Source organism: Micromonospora sp. NPDC048905, from assembly GCF_040649655.1.
Taxonomy (GTDB): Bacteria; Actinomycetota; Actinomycetes; order Mycobacteriales; family Micromonosporaceae; genus Micromonospora.
Genome location: NZ_JBEZFV010000012.1, coordinates 1 through 24457, shown reverse-complemented (window position 1 = coordinate 24457; position 24457 = coordinate 1). Strand labels below are relative to the sequence as shown.

At 71.9% G+C, this 24457-nt stretch carries 23 protein-coding genes; 2 read left to right on the top strand and 21 right to left on the bottom strand.

All coding sequences use genetic code 11. From position 1 onward, the window contains the following. Positions 1 to 11 precede the first annotated feature (11 nt). Positions 12 to 914 (bottom strand): iron uptake transporter permease EfeU, encoded by a 903-nt coding sequence (gene efeU / locus AB0C01_RS26445; RefSeq protein WP_357242004.1) that lies wholly within the window; start codon positions 912 to 914, stop codon positions 12 to 14. A 170-nt stretch (positions 915 to 1084) separates the two neighbouring features. Between efeU and AB0C01_RS26440 the strand changes: the two genes are divergently transcribed. Further along, on the top strand, positions 1085 to 1243 hold the full coding sequence (locus AB0C01_RS26440) for a hypothetical protein (protein ID WP_357376384.1): 159 nt from the start codon (positions 1085 to 1087) through the stop codon (positions 1241 to 1243). A gap of 74 nt (positions 1244 to 1317) precedes the next feature. Here the strand turns inward: AB0C01_RS26440 and ahcY are convergent, their stop codons facing one another. The 13 genes from ahcY to AB0C01_RS26375 form a co-directional block, all read right to left on the bottom strand. Next, positions 1318 to 2817, bottom strand: coding sequence for an adenosylhomocysteinase (gene ahcY / locus AB0C01_RS26435; protein WP_357241999.1), 1500 nt, complete (start codon positions 2815 to 2817; stop codon positions 1318 to 1320). A 279-nt stretch (positions 2818 to 3096) separates the two neighbouring features. Next, complete coding sequence (gene manA, locus AB0C01_RS26430; protein WP_357241996.1) at positions 3097 to 4260, bottom strand: mannose-6-phosphate isomerase, class I; 1164 nt, start codon at positions 4258 to 4260, stop codon at positions 3097 to 3099. Between the two features lie 3 nt (positions 4261 to 4263). After that, positions 4264 to 5265, bottom strand: coding sequence for a cation diffusion facilitator family transporter (locus AB0C01_RS26425; RefSeq protein WP_357241993.1), 1002 nt, complete (start codon positions 5263 to 5265; stop codon positions 4264 to 4266). Positions 5266 to 5332: 67 nt separating this feature from the next. Continuing rightward, the gene (locus AB0C01_RS26420) at positions 5333 to 6529 is read right to left on the bottom strand and encodes an SIS domain-containing protein (protein WP_357241990.1); all 1197 of its coding nucleotides are present in this window, start codon (positions 6527 to 6529) and stop codon (positions 5333 to 5335) included. Further along, the gene (locus AB0C01_RS26415; RefSeq protein ID WP_091394023.1) at positions 6526 to 6711 is read right to left on the bottom strand and encodes a Trm112 family protein; all 186 of its coding nucleotides are present in this window, start codon (positions 6709 to 6711) and stop codon (positions 6526 to 6528) included. Before AB0C01_RS26415 ends, AB0C01_RS26420 begins: the two co-directional genes overlap by 4 nt. 94 nt (positions 6712 to 6805) lie before the next feature. Then, positions 6806 to 8191, bottom strand: coding sequence for a phosphomannomutase/phosphoglucomutase (locus AB0C01_RS26410; RefSeq protein WP_357572414.1), 1386 nt, complete (start codon positions 8189 to 8191; stop codon positions 6806 to 6808). Between the two features lie 69 nt (positions 8192 to 8260). Then, complete coding sequence (locus AB0C01_RS26405; RefSeq protein ID WP_357241984.1) at positions 8261 to 9373, bottom strand: hypothetical protein; 1113 nt, start codon at positions 9371 to 9373, stop codon at positions 8261 to 8263. Between the two features lie 161 nt (positions 9374 to 9534). Beyond that, entirely contained in the window at positions 9535 to 10227 is a 693-nt protein-coding gene (locus AB0C01_RS26400; RefSeq protein ID WP_357572413.1) for an endonuclease V, read from the bottom strand. A gap of 82 nt (positions 10228 to 10309) precedes the next feature. After that, the gene (locus AB0C01_RS26395; RefSeq protein WP_357241978.1) at positions 10310 to 10558 is read right to left on the bottom strand and encodes a hypothetical protein; all 249 of its coding nucleotides are present in this window, start codon (positions 10556 to 10558) and stop codon (positions 10310 to 10312) included. Positions 10559 to 10641: 83 nt separating this feature from the next. Then, complete coding sequence (locus tag AB0C01_RS26390; protein ID WP_357572412.1) at positions 10642 to 11094, bottom strand: hypothetical protein; 453 nt, start codon at positions 11092 to 11094, stop codon at positions 10642 to 10644. Then, the gene (locus tag AB0C01_RS26385; protein WP_357572411.1) at positions 11091 to 15515 is read right to left on the bottom strand and encodes a toxin glutamine deamidase domain-containing protein; all 4425 of its coding nucleotides are present in this window, start codon (positions 15513 to 15515) and stop codon (positions 11091 to 11093) included. Before AB0C01_RS26385 ends, AB0C01_RS26390 begins: the two co-directional genes overlap by 4 nt. A gap of 15 nt (positions 15516 to 15530) precedes the next feature. Beyond that, a complete protein-coding gene (locus AB0C01_RS26380) occupies positions 15531 to 15863 on the bottom strand; it encodes a hypothetical protein (RefSeq protein ID WP_357241968.1) in 333 nt (110 codons plus the stop codon). Then, the gene (locus AB0C01_RS26375; RefSeq protein WP_357572410.1) at positions 15860 to 16282 is read right to left on the bottom strand and encodes a YbaB/EbfC family nucleoid-associated protein; all 423 of its coding nucleotides are present in this window, start codon (positions 16280 to 16282) and stop codon (positions 15860 to 15862) included. Before AB0C01_RS26375 ends, AB0C01_RS26380 begins: the two co-directional genes overlap by 4 nt. A 79-nt stretch (positions 16283 to 16361) precedes the next feature. Here AB0C01_RS26375 and AB0C01_RS26370 point away from each other — a divergent pair, with 79 nt between their 5' ends. After that, positions 16362 to 17603, top strand: a complete 1242-nt coding sequence (locus tag AB0C01_RS26370; RefSeq protein ID WP_357241962.1) for an SUKH-3 domain-containing protein — start codon at positions 16362 to 16364, stop codon at positions 17601 to 17603. A 9-nt stretch (positions 17604 to 17612) separates the two neighbouring features. Here the strand turns inward: AB0C01_RS26370 and AB0C01_RS26365 are convergent, their stop codons facing one another. The 7 genes from AB0C01_RS26365 to AB0C01_RS26335 all read right to left on the bottom strand — a co-directional run bounded on the left by AB0C01_RS26365 (position 17613) and on the right by AB0C01_RS26335 (position 24250). Beyond that, positions 17613 to 18287: a hypothetical protein gene (locus tag AB0C01_RS26365; RefSeq protein WP_357572409.1), complete on the bottom strand. Its 675-nt coding sequence runs from the start codon at positions 18285 to 18287 to the stop codon at positions 17613 to 17615. Positions 18288 to 18344: 57 nt separating this feature from the next. Beyond that, positions 18345 to 19022 (bottom strand): M15 family metallopeptidase, encoded by a 678-nt coding sequence (locus tag AB0C01_RS26360; protein WP_357241956.1) that lies wholly within the window; start codon positions 19020 to 19022, stop codon positions 18345 to 18347. After that, the gene (locus tag AB0C01_RS26355) at positions 19019 to 20149 is read right to left on the bottom strand and encodes a D-alanine--D-alanine ligase family protein (protein ID WP_357572408.1); all 1131 of its coding nucleotides are present in this window, start codon (positions 20147 to 20149) and stop codon (positions 19019 to 19021) included. The genes AB0C01_RS26360 and AB0C01_RS26355 overlap by 4 nt, the downstream gene beginning before the upstream one ends. Beyond that, positions 20146 to 21159, bottom strand: coding sequence for a pyridoxal-phosphate dependent enzyme (locus tag AB0C01_RS26350; protein ID WP_357572407.1), 1014 nt, complete (start codon positions 21157 to 21159; stop codon positions 20146 to 20148). Before AB0C01_RS26350 ends, AB0C01_RS26355 begins: the two co-directional genes overlap by 4 nt. A 70-nt stretch (positions 21160 to 21229) precedes the next feature. Next, positions 21230 to 22294, bottom strand: coding sequence for a HAMP domain-containing sensor histidine kinase (locus AB0C01_RS26345; protein WP_357572406.1), 1065 nt, complete (start codon positions 22292 to 22294; stop codon positions 21230 to 21232). Then, positions 22291 to 22956 carry a response regulator transcription factor gene (locus AB0C01_RS26340; RefSeq protein WP_357241945.1) on the bottom strand — a complete coding sequence of 222 codons (666 nt, stop codon included), beginning with the start codon at positions 22954 to 22956 and terminating at the stop codon, positions 22291 to 22293. The genes AB0C01_RS26345 and AB0C01_RS26340 overlap by 4 nt, the downstream gene beginning before the upstream one ends. Positions 22957 to 23398: 442 nt before the next feature. Beyond that, entirely contained in the window at positions 23399 to 24250 is an 852-nt protein-coding gene (locus tag AB0C01_RS26335; RefSeq protein ID WP_357572405.1) for a DUF559 domain-containing protein, read from the bottom strand. Between the last annotated feature and the right edge of the window lie 207 nt (positions 24251 to 24457).

Genomic DNA, 24457 nt, shown 5'->3' with positions numbered 1-24457 from the left:
CCTCGTGGGGGTCAGGCACGCTGCGGCGTGGCTGCCGCCTCGGCCTCGGCCTCGGTGCCGGTGTCGGCTCCGCGCTCGGTGACTGTGGTGGTCGCGGCGGGTGCCGGCTTGCGGCGGGCCGGTCGCAGGAAGAGCAAAAGGACCGGCACGGCGTACCCGATCCAGGCGATCGTCTCCAGCACGGTGGGCGCGGGCGTCACGTTGAACATGCCGGCGAGCAGGGCCGCGTACCAGGTGGTCGGGTCGAGCGCCCCGGTGATGTCGAAGGCCAGGTCGTTCAGGCCGGGCAGGACGCCAGCCTCCTGGAAGTCGTGGACGCCGTACTTGAGGATGCCGGCGGCCACCAGGATCAGCAGCGCGCCGGTCCAGGTGAAGAACCTGGTGAGGTTGATCCGCAGGGCGCTGGCGGAGAGCAGCGCGCCGAGCACCACGGCGGTGACGATGCCGCCGATCAACGCGAGCAGCGGCCCGCTGTCACCGGCCGCGCCCTGGGCGGCCGAGTAGAAGATCAGCGCGGTTTCCATACCCTCCCGGATCACCGCGAGGAAGGCCATGCCGGCGACCGCGAACGAGCCGACGGCGAGCGCCTCGGTCAGCTTTCCCCGCAACTCGCCGGCGATGGTCCGGGCCGCCCGGCGCATCCAGAAGATCATCCAGGTGACGAAGACCACGGCGGCGACCGAGGTGATCGCCTCGAACAGCTCCCGGTCCTCGTAGCGCGAGAACAGCGAGGTCGACGTGTACTCGATCAGCCAGCCGAAGAGCACCGACAGCGCCACGGCCAGGCCGACGCCCGCCCAGACCTGCGGCAGCCGGTCCCGGCGCTGCGACTTCACCAGGAAGGCGACCAGGATGCTGACCACCAGGGTGGCTTCCAGACCCTCCCGCAGGCCGATCAGGTAGGTGGCGAACATCCGGGCTCCGAGTTCATCAGGTACGCCTCAACCAACTTAGGGCAGGCATACCTTGCTCCCTGCCCAGGAGCCTCGTCAAGTCGTACACGACAAGCTCACTCGACCCCTGCGCCGCAGGCCAGGCCGGTCGGCGACGGACACCGCCCTTCGACTGTGGCAGGATGCCCGCCGTGAAGGGATTCCTGCCGTGGCTGGCGGTGCTGGCCGTGGTCCTGCTGCTCAGCGCGTTGCGCCTGCGGGCGCTGGCCACAGTCGTGTCCCTCGCCTGGCTGGCCTGGTGCGTGTGGACGTGGTTCCGCCCCACCCGCCGCGACTCCCGTTCGGGCTGACCCCGCCGACTCCGGGCGGAAGACGACGAACCGGGCCGGCTGCGAACAGCCGACCCGGTCCGGACGTGCGTTGATCAGTAGCGGTAGTGATCCGGCTTGAACGGACCCTCGGTCGAGACACCCAGGTACGCGGCCTGCTCCTTGGTCAGCGTGCTCAGCTTGGCGCCGAGCGCGCCCAGGTGCAGCCGGGCCACCTTCTCGTCCAGGTGCTTGGGCAGCACGTAGACGCCGATCGGGTATTCCTCGGTCTTGGTGAACAGCTCGATCTGGGCGATCGTCTGGTTGGCGAACGAGTTCGACATCACGAAGCTCGGGTGCCCGGTCGCGTTGCCCAGGTTCAGCAGGCGACCCTCGGAGAGCACGATGATGGCGTGCCCGTCGGCGAACCGCCACAGGTCGACCTGCGGCTTGATGTTGATCCGCTCCACGTCGGAACGCTTGGCCAGACCGGCCATGTCGATCTCGTTGTCGAAGTGGCCGATGTTGCCGACGATGGCCTGGTGCTTCATCCGGGCCATGTGCTCGTTGGTGATGACGTCGAAGCAACCGGTGGCGGTGATGAAGATGTCCGCCTGCTCGACCACGTCGTCCAGGGTGGCGACCTGGTAGCCGTCCATCGCGGCCTGCAACGCGCAGATCGGGTCGACCTCGGTCACCACGACCCGGGCGCCCTGGCCGCGCAACGACTCGGCGCACCCCTTGCCCACGTCGCCGTAGCCCATGACGACGGCCATCTTGCCGCCGATCAGCACGTCGGTGGCCCGGTTGATGCCGTCGATCAGCGAGTGCCGGCAACCGTACTTGTTGTCGAACTTGCTCTTGGTCACCGAGTCGTTGACGTTGATGGCCGGGAAGAGCAGGGTGCCCGCACGGTGCATCTCGTAGAGCCGGTGCACGCCGGTGGTGGTCTCCTCGGTCACGCCCTTGATGCCGGCGGAGATCCGGGTCCAGCGCTGGCCGTCCTCACCGAGCGAGCGGTGCAGCAACTCCAGGATGACCGCGTACTCCTCGGAGTCGGCGGACTCGACCGGCGGGACCGCCCCGGCCTTCTCGAACTCGGTGCCCTTGTGCACGAGCAGGGTGGCGTCGCCACCGTCGTCGAGGATCATGTTGGGGCCCTGCCCGTCCGGCCAGGCGAGCACCTGCTCGGTGCACCACCAGTATTCCGGGAGGGTCTCGCCCTTCCACGCGTACACCGGGACGCCGGCGGGGGCGTCGGCGGTGCCGTTCGGGCCGACGACGATCGCCGCGGCGGCGTGGTCCTGGGTGGAGAAGATGTTGCAGGAAGCCCAGCGCACCTGCGCGCCGAGGGCGACCAGCGTCTCGATCAGGACGGCGGTCTGGATGGTCATGTGCAGCGAGCCGGTTATCCGCGCGCCGGCGAGCGGCTGCGCCTCGGCGAACTCACGGCGAATCGCCATCAGGCCGGGCATCTCGTGCTCGGCGAGCTGGATCTCCTTACGCCCGAACTCGGCGAGCGACAGATCCGCCACCTTGAAGTCGCCTTCGGCGAGGGTGCTTGGCCGGGCCTCGGACGGCGTACCGCTGGGGGACGCCGGGAGGGTGCTGGTCATGAAAGCTCCTGTCGAACGATGTCTACGCCGACCCTTCACCTTACGCGCGCCGTCACCACCTGTCCGGCACGGTCCACGGACAGCGCACGGGGCGGTCGGTGATGAGCGGACTTTCCCGCCCACGTCCCGCCCGCCCCGTGCATCCCCCCGGTTTGGTTCCCCGCACGTTCTCGGACCGTCGTCGCGATAACGCTGCGTACTCATAGAGTCACACTCAGGCAACTTGCCGTCAAGCTATTCCGGAAAAGTCGGACTTGTGTCGTCGTTGGCGCGGACGGGTCAGCGCAATCCGGAGGTCGCCACGTACGCCTCGCCGTCACCGCTGATCCGCAGCGGCTCGCCGGCCGCGGTGCCGATCGCCGCCTCGCCGGACGCCAGCGTCACCGCACCGGCGCCGTCGTCCACGGTGACCGCGCCACCGGCGCAGAGCACCACCCGGGGGCCGGGCAACGGCAGTGTGACCAAGGGCACCGCCGCGCCCACCCGCACCCGGTGCAGCGCGAAATCATCCACCGGCACCGGCCAACACTCGACACCCGGACCCACCGGCAGCGCAGCTCGCACCGGCTCGTCGAGCACCTCGAAGCGAAGCACCCGCAGCAACTCGTCGACGTCCACCCGCTTCGGGGTCAGCCCACCCCGGAGCACGTTGTCGCTGGCCGCCATGATCTCCACGCCACAGCCACTCAGGTAGGCGTGCAGGTTGCCGGCGGGCATCCAGATCGCCTCCCCCGGCACCAGCCGCAGGTGGTGCAGCAGCAACGCCACCAGCACGCCCGGATCCGCCGGGTACGCCGTGGCCAGCCGGCGGGCCAACTCCGCGTCCGGGCCGTCGACCGGCGCTGCCGTCACCGAGGCCAGCAGCTCGGGACGCTCGGCGACCGGCCAGCCGAGCAGCGTCCGCACCGCCGTGCGCAACCCCGGCGGCCCGGCCCGCAACGCGGCGACCACCGGCGCCAACTCCGGCACACCGAACGCGGCGAGCGCCTCGGCCGACTCCACCGGATCCCGAAAACCGCACAGCGCTTCGAACGGCGTGAGTGCGACGAGCAACTCCGGCTTGTGGTGCGGGTCGGAATAGTTGCGCTGTCCCTCGGGACGCCCGGCCTCGGCCGCGTAGCCCGCCCGCGCCTGTTCGGCGTCCGGGTGGGCCTGCAGACTCAGCGGAGCATCGGCGGCGAGCACCTTGAGCAGGAACGGCAGCCGGCCGCCGAATCGCTCGGAGACCCGCTGACCGAGCCACTGCCCCGGCTCGTCCCGCACCAGGTCGCAGAGGCTCACCCGCAGGCCGGCGCGGTCCACTCTGGCCGGAGCGCCCGGGTGGGCGCCCAGCCACAGCTCCGCCTCCGGCCCCGTGCTGGGCACCACCCGACCCTGCAGGAGTGCGAGGGCCGAGCGGGAACCCCAGGCGTAGTCGCGAATCGGTCCGTAGAGTGGCTCCACAGGTCAGCCCCCGGGCCGCCCGGCCGCCTCGCCCGAGGCGTCCTGCGGCACGGCCGTGTCGGCCGCCGCGCCGGTGCCGGCCTCGGCGGCGGCGGCACTGTAGACGTCCGGCTCCAGGTAGATCACCCGGGCGATCGGCACCGCGGCGCGAATCCGCGCCTCCACGGCGTTGATGCCCCGCGCGAGGTCGTGGGCGCTCTCCCACTCCGGAACGGCGATCTTGGCGGCCACCATCAGCTCTTCCGGGCCCAGGTAGAGCGTCTTCATGTGGATGATCCGCTCCACCTCGGGGCCGTCGGTGACGGCCCGCTCGATGGTGGCCAGGTCGGACGCCTCGGCGCCCTCACCGAGCAGCAGGCTCTTCGTCTCGATGGCCAGGACCACGGCGATGACGACAAGCAGGATGCCGATCATCGCGGTGCCCGCGGCGTCCCACCGGCCGTTGCCGGTGATCAGCGTCAGGCCGACACCGAACAGCGCGAACACCAGACCGACGAGCGCGCCGAAGTCCTCCAGGAGCACCACCGGCAACTCCGGCGCCTTGGCGCGGCGGATGAAACGCACCCAGGACTGGTTGCCCCGGACGTGGTTGGACTCCTTGATGGCGGTCCGGAAGGAGAACGACTCCATGATGATCGCCGCTACCAGCACGATCACCGGCACCGCGTGCCACTTGGTGATGCCGTGTGGGTGCGCCCACTTGTGGTAGGCCTCGTAGAGGGCGAACAGGCCACCGATGCTGAACAGCACGATGGACACGATGAACGCGTAGATGTAGCGCTCCCGGCCGTACCCGAACGGGTGCTCCGGGGTGGCCGCCCGCTTAGCCCGCTTGCCGCCGAGCAGCAGGAGGCCCTGGTTGCCGGAGTCGGCGACCGAGTGGACCGACTCGGCCAGCATCGACGACGAGCCGGTCAGCAGGAACGCTGCGAACTTGGTGACGGCGATGCCGATGTTGGCCAGCAGGGCGGCGACAATCGCCTTCGTCCCACCGTTCGCGCTCATGCCACCGCTCCGCTTCGCCGCACGAAGCCAACCGGTCCGCGCATGACGCACCGCCCCCTACGTTCGTTCACTGGTTCGACAGCTCCTTCATCTCGGTGATGGCCGGTACGGCCATCGGGTCCAGCCCGTGTGCCAGAGCGAGGTAGATCGAGGCGAAATCCGGGACCGCGATCAGCGAGGCCAGCCGCTCCAGGGCGGAGCCGCCCTCGGCCGTCACCACGTCGCACCGCACGCCACGGCGCTCGGCGAGGGTCTGCACCGCGTCCGCGCGGCGCTCCTCGACGGCCAGCGGCTCGTCGGTGTCGTCCTCGGCGTTGAGCCCGCCGTCGCGCAGCAGCACGAGCCGCAGCCGGGTGCCCTCGCCGTCGTCCTCCGCCCGGTCGGCGAAGATGTCCCGCTCGCCCTCGGCCAGGCCGCCGAAGACGCCGTCGAGCAGCCCGACCCGGCCCCGGCCGGCCTCGCCGAGCGCCCCGGTGACCACCGGGTAGCGGGCGTTGGCCGACAGGGTGTCGCCGAACCGGCGGGCGGCCACGGTGGCCAGCGGGGACGAACCCCAGACGATCGGGATCGAGCCGGCCAGGCCCAGGGCCAGCGACTTCGCCGGGTTGACGAAGGACTCCGCGGCGGAACGGCAGCGGTCGGCGTCCGCGTCGAGCCGGGCCGCGGTCTCCGCCAGGTCCGCCTCGTTGACCTTCACGAGCCCGAGCGAACGAGCCGCGAGCAGGACCGGAATGGTGAGCGCCCAGAGGCTGGCTCGGGCCGGGGCACGCCGGGGCACCGGAATGAACGGCGCCCGGGCCTGCTCGGCGATCGACTGCAACTGCGAGTCGGGGGCACCCACGGCGACCAGCCGGGCACCCCGCCGGTGCGCCGCCTCGGCCGCGCCGAGCGCCTCCGGGCTACGACCGGACGCGCTCACCGCGATCACCACGTCCGCCGCGCCCACCCAGCCGGGTACGCCCGCGCTGCGGTGCCCGATGATCGGGACCGGGCAGCGCGGACCGGCGACAGTGGCCAACACGTCCCCGGTACGCCCCGCGGTGCCGATACCGGCGATGACGACGGCTCGGGGACGCCCGTCGTCGGCGAGGACCGCCAGGTTCGCCTCGGCGGCCAGAGCCGCGCTCTCGCGAACCTGCGCACCGGCCGACGCCGTGTGCCGGAGCATGCCGCCCGGGTCGTGCTCGGCCAGCGCCTCCGGGTTGTCGAGCAGGGCCTCGTCGGCGTCGCGACGACCGCTGACCCCGGCCGTACCGTCGATCATGAGGACTGCCCCGGGCCGCCGCGCGCCTCGTCGAGCAGCAGCACCGGCACGTCGTCGCGGACCTCGAAGATCCGGCCACACTCCGTGCAGGTGAGCGTCTGCGCCTCGGCGTCGTAGGTGAGCGGGGCGTGGTGCGTGTCCGGACAGGCGAGAATCTCGAGCAACTGCGGATCCAGGGCCATGGCACGGCTCCTTCCACGTGTGCGGCTTGACCGGCGGCGGTACCGACCGGGTGTGCGGCTTGACCGGCGGCGGTGCCGACCGGCGCAGGCGATCTTATCGGCGAACGCGGTCGAGCACGTCGTCCCGGAGCGAGACCATCCGCTCGCGGGTAGGCGCCTCGACGTTGAGCCGCAGCAGCGGCTCGGTGTTGGAGGCGCGCAGGTTGAACCACGCGCCGTCGGGGAACCGCAGAGTGAGGCCGTCCATCTCGTCGGTCACCGCGTCGGGGTACGCGGCCCGCACCTCGGCCACCGCCGCCGCCTGGTCGGCCACCGTCGAGTTGATCTCGCCGGAGGCGATGTAGCGCTCGTACTCGCCGGCCAGCACGGACAGCGGCAGCGACTGCTCGCCCAGCGCGGCCAGGGTGTGCATCGCCGCGAGCATCCCGGTGTCGGCGAACCAGAAGTCCCGGAAGTAGTAGTGCGCGGAGTGCTCGCCGCCAAAGACAGCGTTGGTCCGGGCCATCTCCGCCTTGATGAAGGAGTGCCCGACCCGGGCGACGACGGGCTTCCCACCGTGCTCACGGATGATCTCCGCGACCGCGCTGGAGGTGATCAGGCCGTGGATCACTGTGGAGCCGGGGTGCTTGGCCAACTCCCGTGCGGCGACGAGGGCGGTGATCGCCGACGGCGAGACCGGCTCGCCACGCTCGTCCACCACGAAGCACCTGTCGGCGTCACCGTCGAAGGCCAACCCGATGTCGGCCCCGTGCTCCACCACCGCGCGCTGGAGGTCGACCAGGTTCGCCGGATCCAGTGGGTTGGCCTCGTGGTTGGGGAAGGTGCCGTCCAACTCGAAGTAGAGCGGAACGATCTCCAGCGGCAGCGGCGACAGAGCGGCGTTGCCCAGCACGGTGGGGACGGTGAAGCCACCCATCCCGTTGCCGGCGTCGACGACGACCTTCAACGGCCGGATGCCCGAGAGGTCGACCAGCTTGCGCAGGTAGCCGGCATAGTCGGGCAGCAGGTCGCGCCGCTCGGCCGGCCGGGTGGGCGTACCGGCGGGGCGGGCCTCGCCCGAGTCCAGCAGCGCCTGGGCCCGCTCCCGGATCTCCGCCAGACCACTCTCCTGGCCGATCGGGCGCGCGCCGGAGCGGCACATCTTGATGCCGTTGTACTGGGCGGGGTTGTGGCTGGCGGTGAACATCGCGCCGGGCAGGTCGAGCGAGCCGGAGGCGAAGTAGAGCAGGTCGGTGGAGGCCAGCCCGATCTCGATCACCGAGCGGCCCTCGGCCCGTACGCCGGCGGCGAACGCGGCGGCCAGTCCGGGCGAGGTGGCGCGCATGTCGTACCCGACGACCACCGCGTCACCCGGCTCCTCGGTGGCGTTGAGCAGCTGCGTGAACGCGGCTCCCAGCGCCTCGGCGACCCGTTCGTCCCACTGGTCCGGCACCGTCCCTCGGACGTCGTACGCCTTCACAATCTGGGACAGATCAGACACGTGTTCCACTCCTTGGCCGCAGGTAGACACCGAGCCTGAGCGTAACGGAGGGCCGGGGTCGAGCCCCGCTCAGCCGGGGAGCCGGGGCATGATCACCGTGCGACCGCCATCGTCGGGGGGCGGATCCCCGGGCGGTTGGCGGTTTTCCGGCGCTCCCGGCATCGGCTGCGTCGCCTCCGGGGGCGCACCTGCTGCGGGCCGAGCACCGTAGACGCCACCGGCGGCCGGGGGCGGGGACGGCACCGCACCCGGACCCGCGGCCGGGCGCGGGAATGGCATGGCGCCCGGGCGTGGGAGTGGCGCGGCGCCCGGACCGGCGGGCGGCGGCTGCTGGCCGTACACCTGGCCAGGGCGACCGGGCGTGGCCGGCGACCCACCGCCGGCCCGGTAGGTGGTGCCGCCGGGGTTGCCCGGCAGCGTGCCGGTCGGCTCGTCGGACGGCCGGCGATCCTGGCGCGAGCGACGGAACAGCAGCACGATGAGCAGCAACCCGATCGCCACCATGACGATGCCGAAGATCATCACCGGCGAGGTGCCGGACGAGGCCGCGGCGGCCGCCGAGGTGTCCGGCGCACCAGAGGTGCCGGCCAGCGCGGCCGGCGTCACCGCGTCGTCGACAATCGCGACGTCGGTCGGACTCGGGGTGGGCGTCGCCTTCTTCGACGGCGTCGGCGAGGGGGTGACCCGCGCGCCGTTCACCTTCGCCGTGTCGCTGCCCCGGCCGAGCTCCAGACCGGCCGCGTTGAAGCCCACGCCGATCACGATGAGCCGGCCACCCGGGACAGCCGCATCGAAGGTCACCCGGTACCGCACGGTGATGCCCTTGCCCTTGCACAGGGTGGGCTTCAACGGCGTCGTCTGCACGGTCCCCACGTTGCCGCCACCGCCGCTCACCGCCACCGGGAGCCACTGCCTGCCCGCGTTGACCTCGACCTTCACCTGGTCCGGCTGGAGACCCCCCAGGTTGAGAACCACTCCGGTACGCAGCAGGACGCAGCCGTCGGTGCGCTTGCGCACCGCCACGTTCACCCCCTGGGCGGAACCACCGGCGGTGAAGCTGCTGGCCGCACCCACCCGGACCGAGTCGCCTTCGGCCAGCGCGGGCGACGCGCCGAGCATCACCAGGCCGCCCACCAGACCGCAGACCGCCGCGAGCCGTGCCGCGCGTCGACGCACCGTCATGATCACCTCGCCGTCTCCCCGGGTGGGGTCCGCGGGCCAGGCTACTACCGCCCCATCCACCCCGCCGGTCACAGAGCGGCCCGGACGTGTGCCGCGTTACGGTTTCGGACCCGGCCCGACGACCTGCTCACACGTGGTTTCACTCCGGGCAGGACGTCGGGTCAGTGCGGGTGCTCCGCCCGGGAGAGGGCGTCGCGGCAGAGTCGGTCGGACGTGCGGGTGGTCTCCGGCAGCCGGAACCGCGGGGTCAACGCGAGCACCTGCGCGGTCGCGTTCTCCAGGCTCATTCGATGTCCGACGCTGACGAAGACCGGCTTCACGCCGTCCTGGGTGCGGAGCACCCGGCCGACGACGTCACCACCGTCTAGCAGCGGCGACCAGGCACCCCGCTCGGCGACCGGCGGATCCCACGTCCCGACCAGCGGCGTCTTGCCCACCCCGATCGCGGGCAACCCGGTGACCACGCCGAGGTGGCAGGCGAGCCCGAACCGACGCGGATGCGCCAGCCCGTGCCCATCGCACACCAGCAGATCCGGGATCGTGGCCAGGCGGTCCAATGCGCTGAGCAACGCGGGCAACTCACGGAAGGCGAACAGCCCAGGCACGTAATCGAACGCCGGCCGCCCCACACAGACCGCCGAGTCCACCACGACCAACGTCCGGGCATCCAGCACCGTCACGGCCGCCGCCAGCAGGTCACCACCCTGGGAGTACGCGACATCCAGGCCGGCCACCGTCTCCGGTGCGCTGGGCCCGGGCCCGACCAGGTCGACAAGCGGCCGCAACTCCTCCTGTACGGCCACCGCCTCGGCAACACTGCCCGGCGTCGCCGCGTCCCTCGGCGTCGAGGCCACCGCTCGCCATGATCCACTCGACGTCATTGACGTCGGGCTGTCCCACGGCGGCGAATGCCCGACATCGCCGAACCCGAGTCGATCACCCTCGCCGCCGACCTTCGGTACCGTCCCGGGCGGCACCACCGTCCGGGCCACCCTTCGCGGGGTCGCCATCGGTTCGCCCCTTCGCCGCGCCGAGGGCCATCGCGAAGGCAATGCCGAGGGCCACACCGAAGGCCACGCCGCCGGTCGAGCCGAACGAGGGGATGCCGATCGCCAGTCCGATCAGGATGCCCACCGGCCACGCCCAGAGGTTGGGCCACTTGCTCTGCGGGTCGGAACTCGCCATCCGTCGATGCTATTCGACCCGGTCGGCCGCCACCCACGCCGTCCGCTCCGGACGACAACGGCAACCCACCGCCAGGCAAGGCCCTATCCGCCGCTGGCCTCCGCCCTCGCTATCTCGGGGTCCGCGCCAGGATCGCCCGCCGCGCGAAGCTGCTCCTCGAACATGACAAAGGTCCGCTGCCGAATACCACGAATGATGGCCTGTTCACGTGGAGTCTCATGACGAGCCTCGGCGTCTGCAAGATCTTCGATTGACCGCACCGCATCGTAGAGCGCGAAGATCGGCCCGTCACCCTTGAGGTAATGAGCCCGGTAAGCCTCGACCTCCTGCACGAAATCCTCCGCGGTACGACGGAAGATATCGCCACCGACACCTAGTGTTATTTCGACGAAGATGTCATTCTTTTCGTGCCATCCACCAGAGTCGATGGAAACTCGCCAGACCCGAGCGCCACCATCAGGAGTTTCGACGATCTTCACCGGCGACTGGTAGTAGAGGTAATAAGCGGGGAGCGTCAGGCCAGGCATCTCGGTCATCCAGACTTCTCCTCGAAAGTTGACTGCAAAGCCTGCCAAAATAGCCGTTGTTCGCGAAGACGAACGCCGTCGGTGATTGCACGCTCCCGCAGCGTGAGAGGTCGGCCCTTCGCCTCGGCAAGAGCCTCCATGTCACGTCGCACCTCATAAAGGACATGCTCCCACTTCGCGACAGCGTCAAGCGCGGCCAAGTGTAGGCGGAATTCGGCCAGGTGGCCGTTCCGCGTCCGCAGCACCATCTGCACATCCCGGTAGCCACTACTCATTGGCGTCACGAACCGATCTTCACAGCTCACAACGACGACATCTCGATGGCCTTTGATCCGGGCGAGCGCGGCGTAGAGATCGTCGAGGTTGCGGAACTCAACCTTCGCGGCCGCAAGGTCGAGCAATTTCGACACGTCGCCCTGATTGTTGTTCACCTTGTCCTCGGCTCGGCCACGCTCCTTGGGCTGAGGACGCCAGCCAGGCTCTCCAACACGATGACCATCCACCTGCGCCAGGGACACCGCCAGCTCATTCAGATCGGCCTGCGCCACGACCGCAGACGCGTAGAGATCGTCGAGGTAGCGCCTACGGTAGGCGGCGTCACCGCGCCGGAGGTCATCGAATCCCGCCTGCGCGACCGGCCCCCGCCGCACCTGAATGCTGGCACTGATCCTCAGCTGCTCGGCGGTGAGGGGAGTCGGCTCTGGCCGAGGTACACCCGGGGGCGTCGATGCCTCCAGGCCGGCAGCCTCTTGCCGGGCGACGTCGTCGAGCACCTCGGCGAGGACGTCGATGGCCTGCTGATGACCCGCCAGGTGATAGAGGGTCAACGGGCGCGCGGTCAGCGAGTTCGCGAGTTCGGGCGTGGACAGGATCAGACGTGCGAGATCTGGATGCCGCACCAGCTGCCGGGTCAGGCTCTCGGCCAGCCCTGGCTCGTTCGCGGGCGGCTCCCGCCCAATGCTGTCGAGCATGTCGCGGACCCGGCCGTCGGCGAACAGCCGCACCACATCCCGCGCCGACGCGTCGTCCAACTCCGGGACCAGCCGACGAAGGCTGGGCGGGTCGACCACCTCCGCGAACTCGGCCGGACTCACGCCGGCGGTGAAGATCTCGTCCAGACTGGCGGCCATCGAGACGACCCGGGCCGGGCTGTCACCTGCCGGCGGCTGCCGCGGGACAGCGCCGGACGAGTCCTCGGCGGGCTCGCCGTCGCCCGCACTCACCGAGCCCGGACCGTCCAGCAGCAGATACATCCGGTTGATGTACGGGTCGCCGTGGCCGCCGTCGCCGTCCGCCGACGGGTGGTTCGGCAGGTCGGGCCGCTCACTGAACCGGCCGCGGGGCAGCCCGCTGAGCGGCATCGGCCGGCCGTCGCCGCCCAGCACCAGCGAGTCGATGCCGACCACGTCGGGGTACAACGGCCGGTCCCGGACCACGCCGTTCTGCGGGTCCACGTAGAGCACCGTGCCGTTCTGGTTGAGCGCCACCCACGCGTGCGAACCGCCGTGCGGCCACTCGGTGACCAGGAACGCGTAGCTGCCGTGGCCGCCCAGCAACAGTTGGTCGTGCAGGTTGCGGTAGCTCCGGTCGGCGGCCTGCCGTGCCTGCTCGCCGTACGTCCGCTGCCCGGACGGCGGGGCGAGGAGCCGCTGGAAGCGCCCGCCGGTCACGTCCTCGACCCGGCCCGGGCCGCCTGCTTCACCACGGATCGGGCGTCGGATGTCCCCGTCCAGGTAGCCGTCGAAGGTACGCGGGGCCGACACCCGCGGCCGGCCGTGCACCCAGGTTTCGAACATCGACAGCGTGCAGTCCAGGCAGTTGATGCCCCGGGTGGCGTCGGCCCTGGGACCTCCGTCGTTCAACAGCCGGAACCAGCCGCCCCGGCGGGGATCGGCGGTGCGGGTGACGGTGCCGTCCGACTCGCGGGGCATCTGCCGTTCGACGTCGACCTGGTGCAGGGCGAGCGGTGGACGCAGTCCTCCCGGCTGCCCGTACGGCCGGGAGTCGTCGATCGGCGGGGGTGTGTCGTCGCCGGTGAGCCGGGACGGACCGGAGGTCTCCACCGCGCCGAGTGCGAGCGCGCCGACGTCCCGGTTGGCGTGTTCGAAGGCGGTGGCGCCGATGTCCACGACCGGCGGCGCCGTGGTGCCGGCCAGCACCGCGTCCGCCAGGTCACGCCACTGGGCGTACGCCTGTGTCTCGTCGTTCGCGGCCCACTGCCAGCCGTCGGCCCACTGCCGGTGACCAGCCTGGTGCAGTTGTCGGGCGTAGGCGGCGTACTCGGTGGCCCGGCGATCGTGCTCGGCGGCCCGGGCGCGCAGTCGGGTGGCCTCGGCCTGCCGGCGATTGCGCTCGAACCCGGTCCGCTGCGTTTGGTGGTGGCCGTGGTAGCGCCGCCGCTCGGCGGCTTCCGCCTCGGCGGCCCACTGCGCGGCGTACCAGTCGATGGTGTCGGTCGTGGGCGTCACCGGATCGCCGAACGCCACGACCTCGGCGGGGACGGACGCCCTGCCCCGGGCCGGATGATCCGGCGCGCGCCGCTCCCGCGCCGGGGCGAGCAGTCGTCCCACCTCCGGGTTGGCGACGGTGACCGGCGCTGTCGGGCCGGCGGTGGTCGTCGGCGTCGGCGTGGCGGTCGATGGTGACCAGGCGACCGGGCCGTAGGTGGTGGCGTGCGGCGGGTTGCCGACGTGGCCCGGCGCGACCCCGCTGGTCGGCCCGCTGGTCGGCCCGCTGGTCGGCCCGCTGGTCGGCCCGCTGGCCGGCCCGCTGGTCGGCGCGAAGGCCCCGGCCACGGGTGCGGCCACCGACGAGAGCCCGGGAGCGACTGCCGACGACAGCCCAGGAGCGGCCACCGGCGAGACCCCGGGACCGACCGGCGACGGCATCCCGGGAGCCGCCATCGGCGAGACTCCGGGAGCAACGGCCAACGGTTGCCCGGGAGCTGCCACCGGCGACGGCCTTGGGTCGGCGGCCGCCGACGACGGCGTCGGATCGGCCGCGATCGTGGGTGTGGCGCTGGCCTCCTTCAGGAGAGGCCCCTCCGTCGACGGCATCGGGGTGTCCACGTCGGACAGCGCGTTGACCGACGGTGGTGTCGACACGTGCAGGTCCACGGCGGTGGCGGTCGGCTGCGCCGTGGAGACGCCCGGCGAATCGACGCGCGGCGGCAACCCGTGGTCCGGTGGCGACGTGGCGGCGAGGGGCGTCGCCTGCGCCGGGATGCTCGGAGCCGAGACCATGCCATTCGAACCCGCCGCGCTCGCGGCCACCGTGGACGATCCCACACCCGCTGCCGACGTGGCCGTACCCGCCCAAGCATCGGCCGGCCGGGACGTCCCCGAGGCGGACGGATCGCCGGCGACCGGTGCCACGGAAGGGAGGGAGGGGCCGGTGAACGACGCCCCGGCGAGGGCGTCGGCCTGCGCGTCGAGCCGGGCGCGCAGCGCGTGGTCGGTCTGCCCGGTGGCCGAACCGGTGGCCCCGGACGCGGCGGCGCGCGCCACGTCCTCCAGGGAGGTCAGGCCCTGACCGGTGGCCAGGCTGGCAGCGCTGTCGGCGAGCACCTCGCCGGTCATCTCCCGCCCCAGGTGCTCCCCGACCCGCGCCACCCGCCCGGTCGCGTGTCGGCCCAGCCCAGCCAGCGGCGCCACCGCCCCGCCGGCGAGGCCACCGACCGCCGACGCGCCGAGGTCGGTCAGGTCCAGGCCGTGTGCCCGCCCGGTCGAGTTCTGGTACGCCTGGGTGGCCAGGGTGACCCCGGCCTCCTCGGCGGCTTCCTCCAGTCCCTCCCGGCCGGCCCGCCTGGCGAAACCGCGCACACCACCCCGGGTGACCTCCTTGGCCGCCCGCTCGCCGGCCTCCTTGAGCCCGTGTTTGAGGGATTTGCTGGCGAGTTGGCCCATCAGCCGCTTGAAGATCTGTTGCACCAGCAGCCGGGTCGCGGTGATGGCCGCGCCGGCCGCCGGGCTTGCCGCACCCGCGGTGAGCACCGCCGCGACCGCGACCGCGAGCAACTCGACGACCAGGATGCCCAGCTCGATCCAGACCTCCAGCTTGGCGCCCTCGATGTCGCAGCCGCACTCCTCGACCAGCCGACCCAGGTCGGCGGTGACCGCGAGGAGCACGGGCAGCGGGGCGTCGGCACCCTCGGCGATCGCCCGCCAGGCCGCCTCGAACGCCGCGTCGACCGCCCCGACACGGCCGTACCCGTCGTGCACGTCGGCGGCGGCCGTGGCGGCATCGGTGTACGGGCCGGAGAGGACGCCGGCGATCGCGTACCACTGGTCGGCGACGTCCCAGACCGCCCGCTCGTTGCCCTCCGGCCACTGCACGCCGACCACCCAGTCCAGGGCTTCGTAGATCCAGCCCGGCACGTCCCAGGGTGCGTGGTCCAGCGGGTGCGGAATCGGGCTCGGCAGCACACTCATCGCAGTCGCCGGCCGTCAGCGCCTGTCGGCGGCCCGACCGAACCGGGCCGCGCTGCCCCCGTCGGTCTGCACGCTCGCGTCGACGGCGCGGACAACGTCGCCGCCCAACTCGGTGAGCCGGTGCCCGACGCCCGCCCAGGCCCGCAGCACGGTCTGCTCGAATCCGCGGTAGTTGCGCTCGAAGGCGGCGCCGATGTCGTCGCGACCCCACGGCCGGGCGCCGCTGGCGGCCTCGATCGCGCCGCCTTCCGCCGCTCGTCGGGCCGCTACCGCCTCACCAGCGAGCGCCAGGTCGGCACCGCCGCTGCGGGCGCGGGACGGGTCGAGCCAGAGCTGTCCGTCGGTCATGGCTGCCCCGCGCCCCGGCCGAGAACGGTGTCGGCCCGGCCGAGCAGCGCGGCGTAATCTCCGGTGCGCAGGAAGTCCGCCGACCCGGAGCCGGCCGGCATAACCTCGGCGACGAGGTCACGGGTGGCGTCGGCGGCGGCGGTCGCGGCGGCCCGGATCGTTTCGGTGATTTTCCGGCCGAGCGCCGCGGCGTCCCGCTCGCGGTAGACGGCCGGCGTCACCTCGACCTCAATCAACTGACCCTGGGCGCCCACGGTTGCGGTCACCTGGCCGTCGGCAGACCGCCGGGTCACCCGCAACTCGGCGAGGCGCGTCTGCAAGTCGTCCAAACCGGACCTGAGCTGCTGGTACTGCCCGTACACGTCGTCGAATCTGGCCCGTAGCTCGCGGTTGGCGTGCCGGTCCGCGTGTTCGCTCACCGCTGCCCCTCCCGTCACCGTCGGTAGAGCAGCACCATACCGGCCGCCATCGATTCGTGTAATCCGGTAGTTTCAGAGTGTGATCGACCGTCAGCAGGCCGAGCAGCTCGCGGCCACCTGGGCCCGCCGCGACTCGCAGCGCCTCGGCCACGAGTGCACGGCGACGGTCGACGAGTTCGACCTCGGCTTCGTCATCACCTCCGTCGTCCCCACCGAGGTGCGCACGATCCCCGGGGACCTGCCGACGACGGTCATCGACAAGCAGACCGGCAAGGTCACCACCTGGCCGCGGGTGCCGAGCGACGTGGTGGCGGATCTGTACCGACGCAGCCAGCCGGCCGGGCCGAGCGCTCCCCGCACCGTCGACCCGTCGAGTCTGCTGGTCCGGGAGATCCATCGGATCGCCACCCCGAACACCACCGCGCACCTGACCCTCGAAGGCCGGATCTGGACGGCCCAGGGCACCAGGGCGGCCGTCCCGCTCAACCATCACCCGCTGGTCCGCACCTACCTCGACCAGTTGCCCCCGGGCGACCTGGTCCGCGGGGGCGACGCCCACGCCGAGCTGATCGTGGTCTCCGACGTCCTGCACGAGTACGACCACCGCCGGGCCGCCGAGGGCATCGCGCCGATGGGTCGGGCCGAGGCGGCGGCACTGCTGGCGGACGCCCGGTTCGAGATCTTCCGGGTCCGGGAGCCGGGTGACCCGGCTGGCGGCCCCGCCGAGCTGCCCTGCGATTCGTGCATCACGTTCCTGGTGCGCGCCAACGTCCTGCCGGAGTCGGCACGGGCGTACACCGAGACCTGGCGTGCCCCGGCGGAACCCGACCCCGACCCTGGCCGCTTCCCGGCGGAGGTCGCCAACGCGCTGGTCGCGGCGGGCTGGCGACCACACATCGGCGATCAGATCATGGCTGCCGCGGCCGTGCGGGACGTCACCGCGGTGCGGGGGGTGGCCCACCAGCACGCGGTCTTCCCCGCCGCCGTCGAGGCGCTGACCGCGTTCCCCAGCCTGGTCGGTGCCCGACGCGGTCGCGGCGAGCAGGTGTGGATCTCCCGGTTCGACATCCGCCCACACACCGTCGCGCACACCGCCGACACCCTCGCGGACTTCGGGGCGGTGCTCGGCGTACGACTCTTTCCGATCGGCACCGAGCAACAGGACAGCATCCTGGCGGTGGACGAGCGCGGCCGGGTCTTCGCCCTCGACCAGGCCGGCGAGTGGTTCCTCGGCGACACCATCGACGCGGCGCTCACCACGCTGCTGCTCGGCCGCGCCCCCGCCCGGGTCCGCGACGACGGCACCTGGCAGTCCGACTGAGGGCCGGCCTCAGCGCAGCACCTCGACGGTGTTGCGGCGGACCAGGTTCTTGCCGGGCTCGCGGATCTGGTCCATCGCGGCGGAGTTGAGCAGCACACAACTGCCCGACGGGCCGGTCACCGTCACCGTGGTCGCCCGGTTGTTGTCCAGGTTCGTCACCCGCAACCGGGTGCCCACCGGGAACTGGCCGCTGGTCGCCGCCGGCCCGGCCACCTCCTCGAAGAAGGTGATCGCCCCGGAGCAGGCCGAGCGGGGAGCCGCACCCGACGCCCCGGGAGATGCCGCACCGGGGCGGATCGTGCCGGCGGTCGACTGCCCGGCCGACGGCGCCCCACCGTCCAACCGCTCCACCACGTTGCGGCGGATCACGTTCTTGCCCGGCTCCCGGACCAGCTCCATGGCGGCCGCGTTGAGCAGCACACAACTGCCCGACGGGCCGGTCACGGTCACGGTGGCCGCCCGGTTGTTGTCCAGGTTGGTGACCCGCAGTCGGGTGCCCACCGGGAAGCGGTCGCTGGTCGCCGCCGGCGCACCGCCCTCCGCCGAGAAGGTGACCGAGCCGGAGCAGACGGTCGACCGTGCCGGGGCGGTGTCGGCGAAGCCGAAGTTGGTCCCCACCGCCACGCCCGCCGCGGCGAGCACCGCCACGGTCGCTGCCAGCACGTGCCTGCGCTGCACCCTCATCGACGTCACTCCCGTCCTCGGTGGTGTCCTTCCTCCCCTGGTACGGACGGGAGCGCCCTACCGTTCAGCCGGAACGGGCACCGATCGGGCGGCGGCCAGGTCCACCGGCCCGTACCGGGTGCGCGGCGCCCCGGTGATCAGCGCCCAGTAGCGGTCGCCGTACGACCAGTGCCACCACTCGGTCGGGTAGTTCACCATCCCCGCGCCGCCGAGAGCGTCCACCATGATCTGCCGGTGCCGTCGGGCCGTGGCGGAAATCGTGGGCGCGTCGGTGAAACAGGCGTCGTCGCTGTCCTCCGGGGTCGCGTCGATGGCCGTACCCAGGTCGAGTTCCACACCGTCGTCGGTGCAGAGCGTCAGGTCCACCGCCCCGCCGGTGCTGTGCGGGGCCACCTCGACCGGCGAGACGAACTTGGTGGTCTCCCGGTGCAGCCGCTGCGGGGACCAGTCCGGGTGCCGTCGGCGCAGCTCGTCCCGGTAGCCGGTGAAGATGGCCAACTGCGCCCGGTACGGCCGGTATCCCTCCACCACCAGCAGACGCATCCCGGCCGGCAGGGCACGCTGCGCGGCCAGCAGGCGGTCCACGACCGCGGCGCGCAGCCGGGCGTACGCCCCGGCCGGGTCGGCCGCGCGGCCGTCGAGCCGCAACTCGGGCAGCTCACGCAGGTCCACGAACGGGTCACCGTCGTCGGCGCTGGGCACCGCGGCCACGCGGGGATCGGAGAGCAGGATCATCGGACGCTCCCCCCGGTGTTGGCGGTCCGTTCCGCGTGCCGGGTACGGGCCAACTCGACGAGTCGGTCCACCACCTCCCGGTACCCGACACCGGCGGCCGCCCACACCTTCGGATACATCGAGTGCGCCGTGAATCCGGGCATGGTGTTCAGTTCGTTGACGTACAGCTCACCGCTCCTCTCGTCGTAGAAGAAGTCGACCCGGGCCAGACCCCAGCCGCCGATCGCGGCGAACGCCCGCAGCGACAGCTCGCGGACCCGCGCGGTCACCTCGTCCGGCAACACGGCGGGGACGATCATCGGGTCGGCGTCGCCGAAGTACTTCTGCTGGTAGTCGAACCACCCGCCGGCCACCCGCACCTCGCCCACCGCCGACGCCTCCGGACGCCAGCCACCGAGCACCGCACACTCCAACTCCCGGCCGGTGACCCCCTGCTCGACCAGGACGAGCTGGTCGTGGCGCAGCGCCTCCTCCACGGCGGCGGCCAGGTCGTCGCCCTCGCCGACGCGGGAGATGCCGATCGAGGAACCCATGTTCGCCGGTTTCACGAAGAGCGGCCGACGCAGCCCGAGGACCAGCTTCTCCGGGTCGTCGGACGCCCGGTAGGTGTGCGCGTCGAACGCGACGTACGGGGTGACGGGGATGTCCTCGGCGCGCAGCGCCCGCTTCATCGCCACCTTGTTCATCCCCACCGCCGAGGCGAGGATGCCGCACCCGACGTACGGCACGTTGAGGGACTCCAACAGCCCCTGCACCACACCGTCCTCGCCGAACGGGCCGTGCAGCACCGGGAAGACCACGTCCAGCTCGGCGTGCACCGCGCCGGGGGCGTTGCCCGCGGACACCTGCACGACGCCCGGACGCGGACCGGCCCGCAACTCGACGGCCGGACCGGTCACCTGGAGGCGGTCGTCGATGGCCCGCTCGCCGGCCGGCCGGTCCCGCAACTGCGCCAGCAGCGCGTCGGGCACCAGCCGGAAACCGCCGCCGCGGGTGATGCCGATGGCGAGCGTGCGGTACCCGCCGCCGCCGAGCGCCCGAGCCACCCCGAGCGCGGACGCGCAGGACACCTCGTGCTCCGCCGACGGTCCACCGAACAGGATTCCGATCCGCGTCGGCGCGCTCACGCCGCCACCGCTTCCCTGCTCGGCAGCTCGGCGGGCGGCGGAACCAGCAACCGGGCCACCAACGCCGGCTCCACGTTCCCGCCGGTCAGCACCACCCCGATGGTCCGCTGCCGACCAGCTTCGGAGGTGAGCCGAAGCGCGCCGGCCAGACCGGCCGCCCCGGACGGCTCGGCGAGCACCTTCAGCTCCGTCAGGATCAGCCGGAACGCCGCCCCGATCTCGTCGTCGTCGACCCGGACGACCCCGCGCAGCTCGTTCCGCACGATCGCGAACGGCAACTCACCCACACAGGACGGCCGCAGCCCGTCCGCGATCGTGGGCACCGGCGCGACCGGGACACGCTCACCGGCCGCCAGGCTACGGGCGAGCGAGTCACAGCCGACCGGTTCCACGCCGTACACCTCGATGCCCCTGCCGGCCGCGGCCAGGCAGGCGCCCGCGACCCCGCCACCACCACCCACCGGTACGACGAGCGTGTCCAGCGGTGTGCCGACGCGCTCGGCCTCCTCGATCAGTTCGAGGCTGGCGGTACCCTGCCCGGCGATGACGTCCGGGTGGTCGTACGCGTCGACGACGGGGTGACCGCTCTCGTCGCTGAGCCCGTTGGCCACCGCCACCCGCTCCTCGACGCCGGTGCCGGCGAACACCACGCGCGCCCCCGCCGCGCGGGCCCGGTCGACCTTCGTCGGTGCCGCGTCGACCGGCAGCACCACGGTCGCCGCGATCCCGTGCTGCCGGGCCGCCAACGCCACCGCCACCGCGTGGTTGCCGGTGCTCTGCGCGATCACCCCTCGGTGGCCGGCCGCGGCGAGCCGGCCCACCGCCCGCAGCGCGCCACGCATCTTGTACGAGCCGCCGTCCTGGAGGTTCTCCGCCTTGAGCAGGACGCGCGCCCCGGCCAAACTGTCGATCACCGGGGACCGCAGCACGGGTGTCCGGACCACGCGGCCGGCGAGCCAGCGGGCGGCCTCCTCCACATCGACCCAGGTCTGGGCAACGGTGCGTGACATCGGTTTCTCCTTTCGCGCGCACCACGGGTCGGATCCGCCGTACGCGGACCCGGAGCGAGGGTGTGGAGCGCTAGGTCACATTGGGTAGTTGGACGTCGACCCGTAGGCCGCCGCGCTCGGCGGGGCGGGCCGCGATGATCCCGTCGTGCGCCTGGGTGATCGAGCGGGCGATGGCCAGGCCGAGACCGGCGCCTCCGCCCTGCGCGGTGCGGTCCCGGGTCAGCCGGCGGAACGGCTCGAAGAGACCGGCCACCGCCTCGGCCGGCACGGGCTGACCGGTGTTGACCACGGACAACGCGGGCACCCCGCTCACCGCGACGGTCAGCGAGCCGCCCCGCCGGTTGTACTTGATCCCGTTCTCCACCAGGTTGCTGACCAGGCGTTCCAACAGCACCCGTTCGCCCACCACGATCCGGGGCGCGAGATGGGTGTCGATGGTGACCGCAGCTTCCCGGGCACGGTCCTGGTAGCCGGCGAGCACCGCCTCGACGATCGCGTCGAGCCGCTGCGGTATCCGCGACCGCAGGCCCTGGTCACTCTCGCTGAGCGCCAGCAGACCCTCGATCAGCCGTTCGTTGCGCTCGTTGGTCTCCAGCAGCTGGGCGGTCAGCAGCTCCAACTGCTCACCGGAGAGCGCCTGGGCCATGCCGACCTCGATGAGCGTCCGTTGCACCGCCAGCGGGGTACGCAGCTCGTGCGAGGCGTTCGCCGCGAACCGCCGCTGGCCCTCGTACCCCGCGGAGATGCGTTCCATCATCTCGTCGATCGCCCGGGACAGCCGGGCCAGCTCGTCGCGCCCCCGAGGGCGGATCCGGTGACCGAGGTTCTGCGGGCCAACGTGCGCGATCGGCCCGGCCAGGTCACGGACCGGGCGCAGGCACCACATCGCGCCGAACCAGAGCGCCGCCAGGACCGAAACGCTCACCAGCAGTACGGCCACCAGGGGCAGCACGAACGCCCCCGGCCGGACCTCGGCGCACACCGTGCTGAGCCCGGGCAGGGGAACGTCGCAGAACTGCTGCCCCCAGTCCCAGGTCACCCCGGCCAGCCATTTGCCCATCGTCGGGAGCACCGGCCCCGTCAGCAGTGCCAGCAGGCCCACGAGCAGCACCCGACGTCGCGGCGTCCAGCTCACGCCGTACCGCCGATCCGGTAGCCGGCCTTCGGAACCGTGTGAATGATCGTCGGATCGCCGAGCTTCTTCCGGAGAGTCATCACGGTGACCCGTACCGCGTTCGTGAACGGGTCGGCGAACTCGTCCCAGGCCTGCTCCAGCAACTCCTCGGCGCTGACCACCTGACCTTCGGCCCGCAGCAGCACGTGCAGCACGGCGAACTCCTTCGGGCTCAGGGTGAGCGGCCGGCCGTCGCGGGTGGCCACGTGCCGGCCCACATCCAGCGTCAGGCCGTCCTGGCTGAGCACCGGTGGCAGCGCCGGGGTGGACCGTCGGCCAAGAGCCTGCACCCGGGCCACCAGTTCGGCGAAGGCGAACGGCTTGGTCAGGTAGTCGTCCGCACCGAGCCCGAGCCCCTCCACCCGGTCCCGGATGCCGGCCGCCGCGGTGAGCAGCAGCACGCGGGTGCCGACCTGTGAGTCGGCGATGCTGCGGCACACCTCGTCGCCGGTGTGCCCGGGCATGTCCCGGTCCAGCACCGCGACGTCGTACCGGTTCACCCCGATGCGCTCCAGCGCACCGTCGCCGTCGTAGCAGACGTCGACGGCCATCGACAGGCGGCGCAGCCCTTCGGCCACCGTGTCCGCCAACAACCGCTCGTCGTCCGCCACCAGCACCCGCACGTTTCCGCTCCCCCGAGTTCGGCCTGCCCCGGCATACCGTCGCAGGCCCGGGTTAAGGGTTCTGTAAGCACCCGCCGCTGCCATCCTCCACGCGAGCGTCCAGCGGGCAAACCATCGCAAGCCAGCCCTTGCCGGTTTCGTCCCCCTCCACGTCGTCCACACCATCCGTCCCCAACAACCACGCCACCACCAAGACCCGTGACCCCCGTCACCCCAAGCCCCACCCACCCACCCACCCACCCCCACCCCCTGCCCCGCCCGCGTCACTGCCCGCTGCCCGGGTCGATCATGGAGTTGTGGTGGGGCTTGTGGTTACTTTTGCACCTTTGGAAAACCCCATAACTCCATGATCGACTGGCCGGCCGAGGGCAGCGCGGACCGGGGCGGGGCGGGGCGGGGCGGGACTGGCGGGGCCGGGCGGGGCAGCGGATTGGCGGTTCGGTTAGGGGGCGAGGAGGGGGATTAGGGTTCTGATGATGTGGGCGGGGCGACGGTAGAGGTCCAGGTCGGTGAAGTGGCGCATGCGCCAGCCATTGGCGGCGAGCCAGTTCATTCGAGAGCGATCGTGCCGGAGGCGGGCGCGGTCCAGATGGGACGAACCGTCGTACTCGACACCGACGCGGTGTTGCCGGTAACCAAGGTCGAGGCGGTAGAGCGGGATCCCGTTGCTGTCCGAGACCCAGATCTGCGGCTCCGGCGGTGGCAGGCCGCCGTCAATCAGTACTAGGCGGAGTTGGCTCTCCTGCCGGCACTCTGCCCGGGGATCGGCGCGCGGCACGAGATCACGCGCCTGACAGACTCCACGCAGACGAGCGTGCCGATCGACCTCGATCCGGAGTTCCTCGGGCCGGCAGGCGCCTACGCGAAGGCTAAGGTCCAGTAGCGGCATCGCGTCCATCCGGTGCAACGACCGGGCCAGGTCCACCGCGCACCTGGAGGCGGGCGCACAGGGCACCCCGGCCAGCAGTACGGGGTCGCGCACCGGCAGAACCGCCTCGTGGGTGATGACGCCCCGAATGCGCGGGACGTTCTCCCCTGCCGGCACGATCACGTGCACGTCGGGGCTGCGGGCGTCGCCGAAGCCGTGCAGTTGCGCGCCCGTTTGGAAGCCTACGACGGCGGTGGCGGGTAGTCGTCGGAAGATCGCTGGCAGGCGTCCGGCCTGATCGGCCGACGGCGCGTAGATGCTTCGCGACATCCGGTGCAGGCGGGACAGCTCAGCCAGCCCCCGTACCTGCTCCCGACTGAGGCCGGCCGCGAGTAACTCCGAGTATCGATACAAACGCTCTGCCATGCCGCATGAATCTGCAGCAACACGTCGCCATCCCCCGACCCCAACCCAGCGCCCTGTGGATAACCATCGGCCCTGTGCACAACCCCCAAAGCTCCTCCCGCGATGCTATGCGCACCAAGGTCCGCCACTGGGTCGATCATGGAGTTGTGGTGCCGGACAGAAGCCTCGAACCTCCACCTTCCCGCCACCACAACTCCATGATCGACG

Bases quoted from the DNA above. Each gene is read 5' to 3' on its own strand.
- AB0C01_RS26385 (WP_357572411.1), bottom strand. From the start codon at position 15,515: ATGAGTGTGCTGCCGAGCCCGATTCCGCACCCGCTGGACCACGCACCC.
- AB0C01_RS26360 (WP_357241956.1), bottom strand. From the start codon at position 19,022: ATGATCCTGCTCTCCGATCCCCGCGTGGCCGCGGTGCCCAGCGCCGAC.
- AB0C01_RS26420 (WP_357241990.1), bottom strand. From the start codon at position 6,529: ATGATCGACGGTACGGCCGGGGTCAGCGGTCGTCGCGACGCCGACGAG.
- AB0C01_RS26380 (WP_357241968.1), bottom strand. From the start codon at position 15,863: ATGACCGACGGACAGCTCTGGCTCGACCCGTCCCGCGCCCGCAGCGGC.
- AB0C01_RS26365 (WP_357572409.1), bottom strand. From the start codon at position 18,287: ATGAGGGTGCAGCGCAGGCACGTGCTGGCAGCGACCGTGGCGGTGCTC.
- AB0C01_RS26390 (WP_357572412.1), bottom strand. From the start codon at position 11,094: ATGACCGAGATGCCTGGCCTGACGCTCCCCGCTTATTACCTCTACTAC.
- ahcY (WP_357241999.1), bottom strand. From the start codon at position 2,817: ATGACCAGCACCCTCCCGGCGTCCCCCAGCGGTACGCCGTCCGAGGCC.
- efeU (WP_357242004.1), bottom strand. From the start codon at position 914: ATGTTCGCCACCTACCTGATCGGCCTGCGGGAGGGTCTGGAAGCCACC.
- AB0C01_RS26425 (WP_357241993.1), bottom strand. From the start codon at position 5,265: ATGAGCGCGAACGGTGGGACGAAGGCGATTGTCGCCGCCCTGCTGGCC.
- AB0C01_RS26335 (WP_357572405.1), bottom strand. From the start codon at position 24,250: ATGGCAGAGCGTTTGTATCGATACTCGGAGTTACTCGCGGCCGGCCTC.
- AB0C01_RS26395 (WP_357241978.1), bottom strand. From the start codon at position 10,558: ATGGCGAGTTCCGACCCGCAGAGCAAGTGGCCCAACCTCTGGGCGTGG.
- AB0C01_RS26350 (WP_357572407.1), bottom strand. From the start codon at position 21,159: ATGTCACGCACCGTTGCCCAGACCTGGGTCGATGTGGAGGAGGCCGCC.
- AB0C01_RS26415 (WP_091394023.1), bottom strand. From the start codon at position 6,711: ATGGCCCTGGATCCGCAGTTGCTCGAGATTCTCGCCTGTCCGGACACG.
- AB0C01_RS26405 (WP_357241984.1), bottom strand. From the start codon at position 9,373: ATGACGGTGCGTCGACGCGCGGCACGGCTCGCGGCGGTCTGCGGTCTG.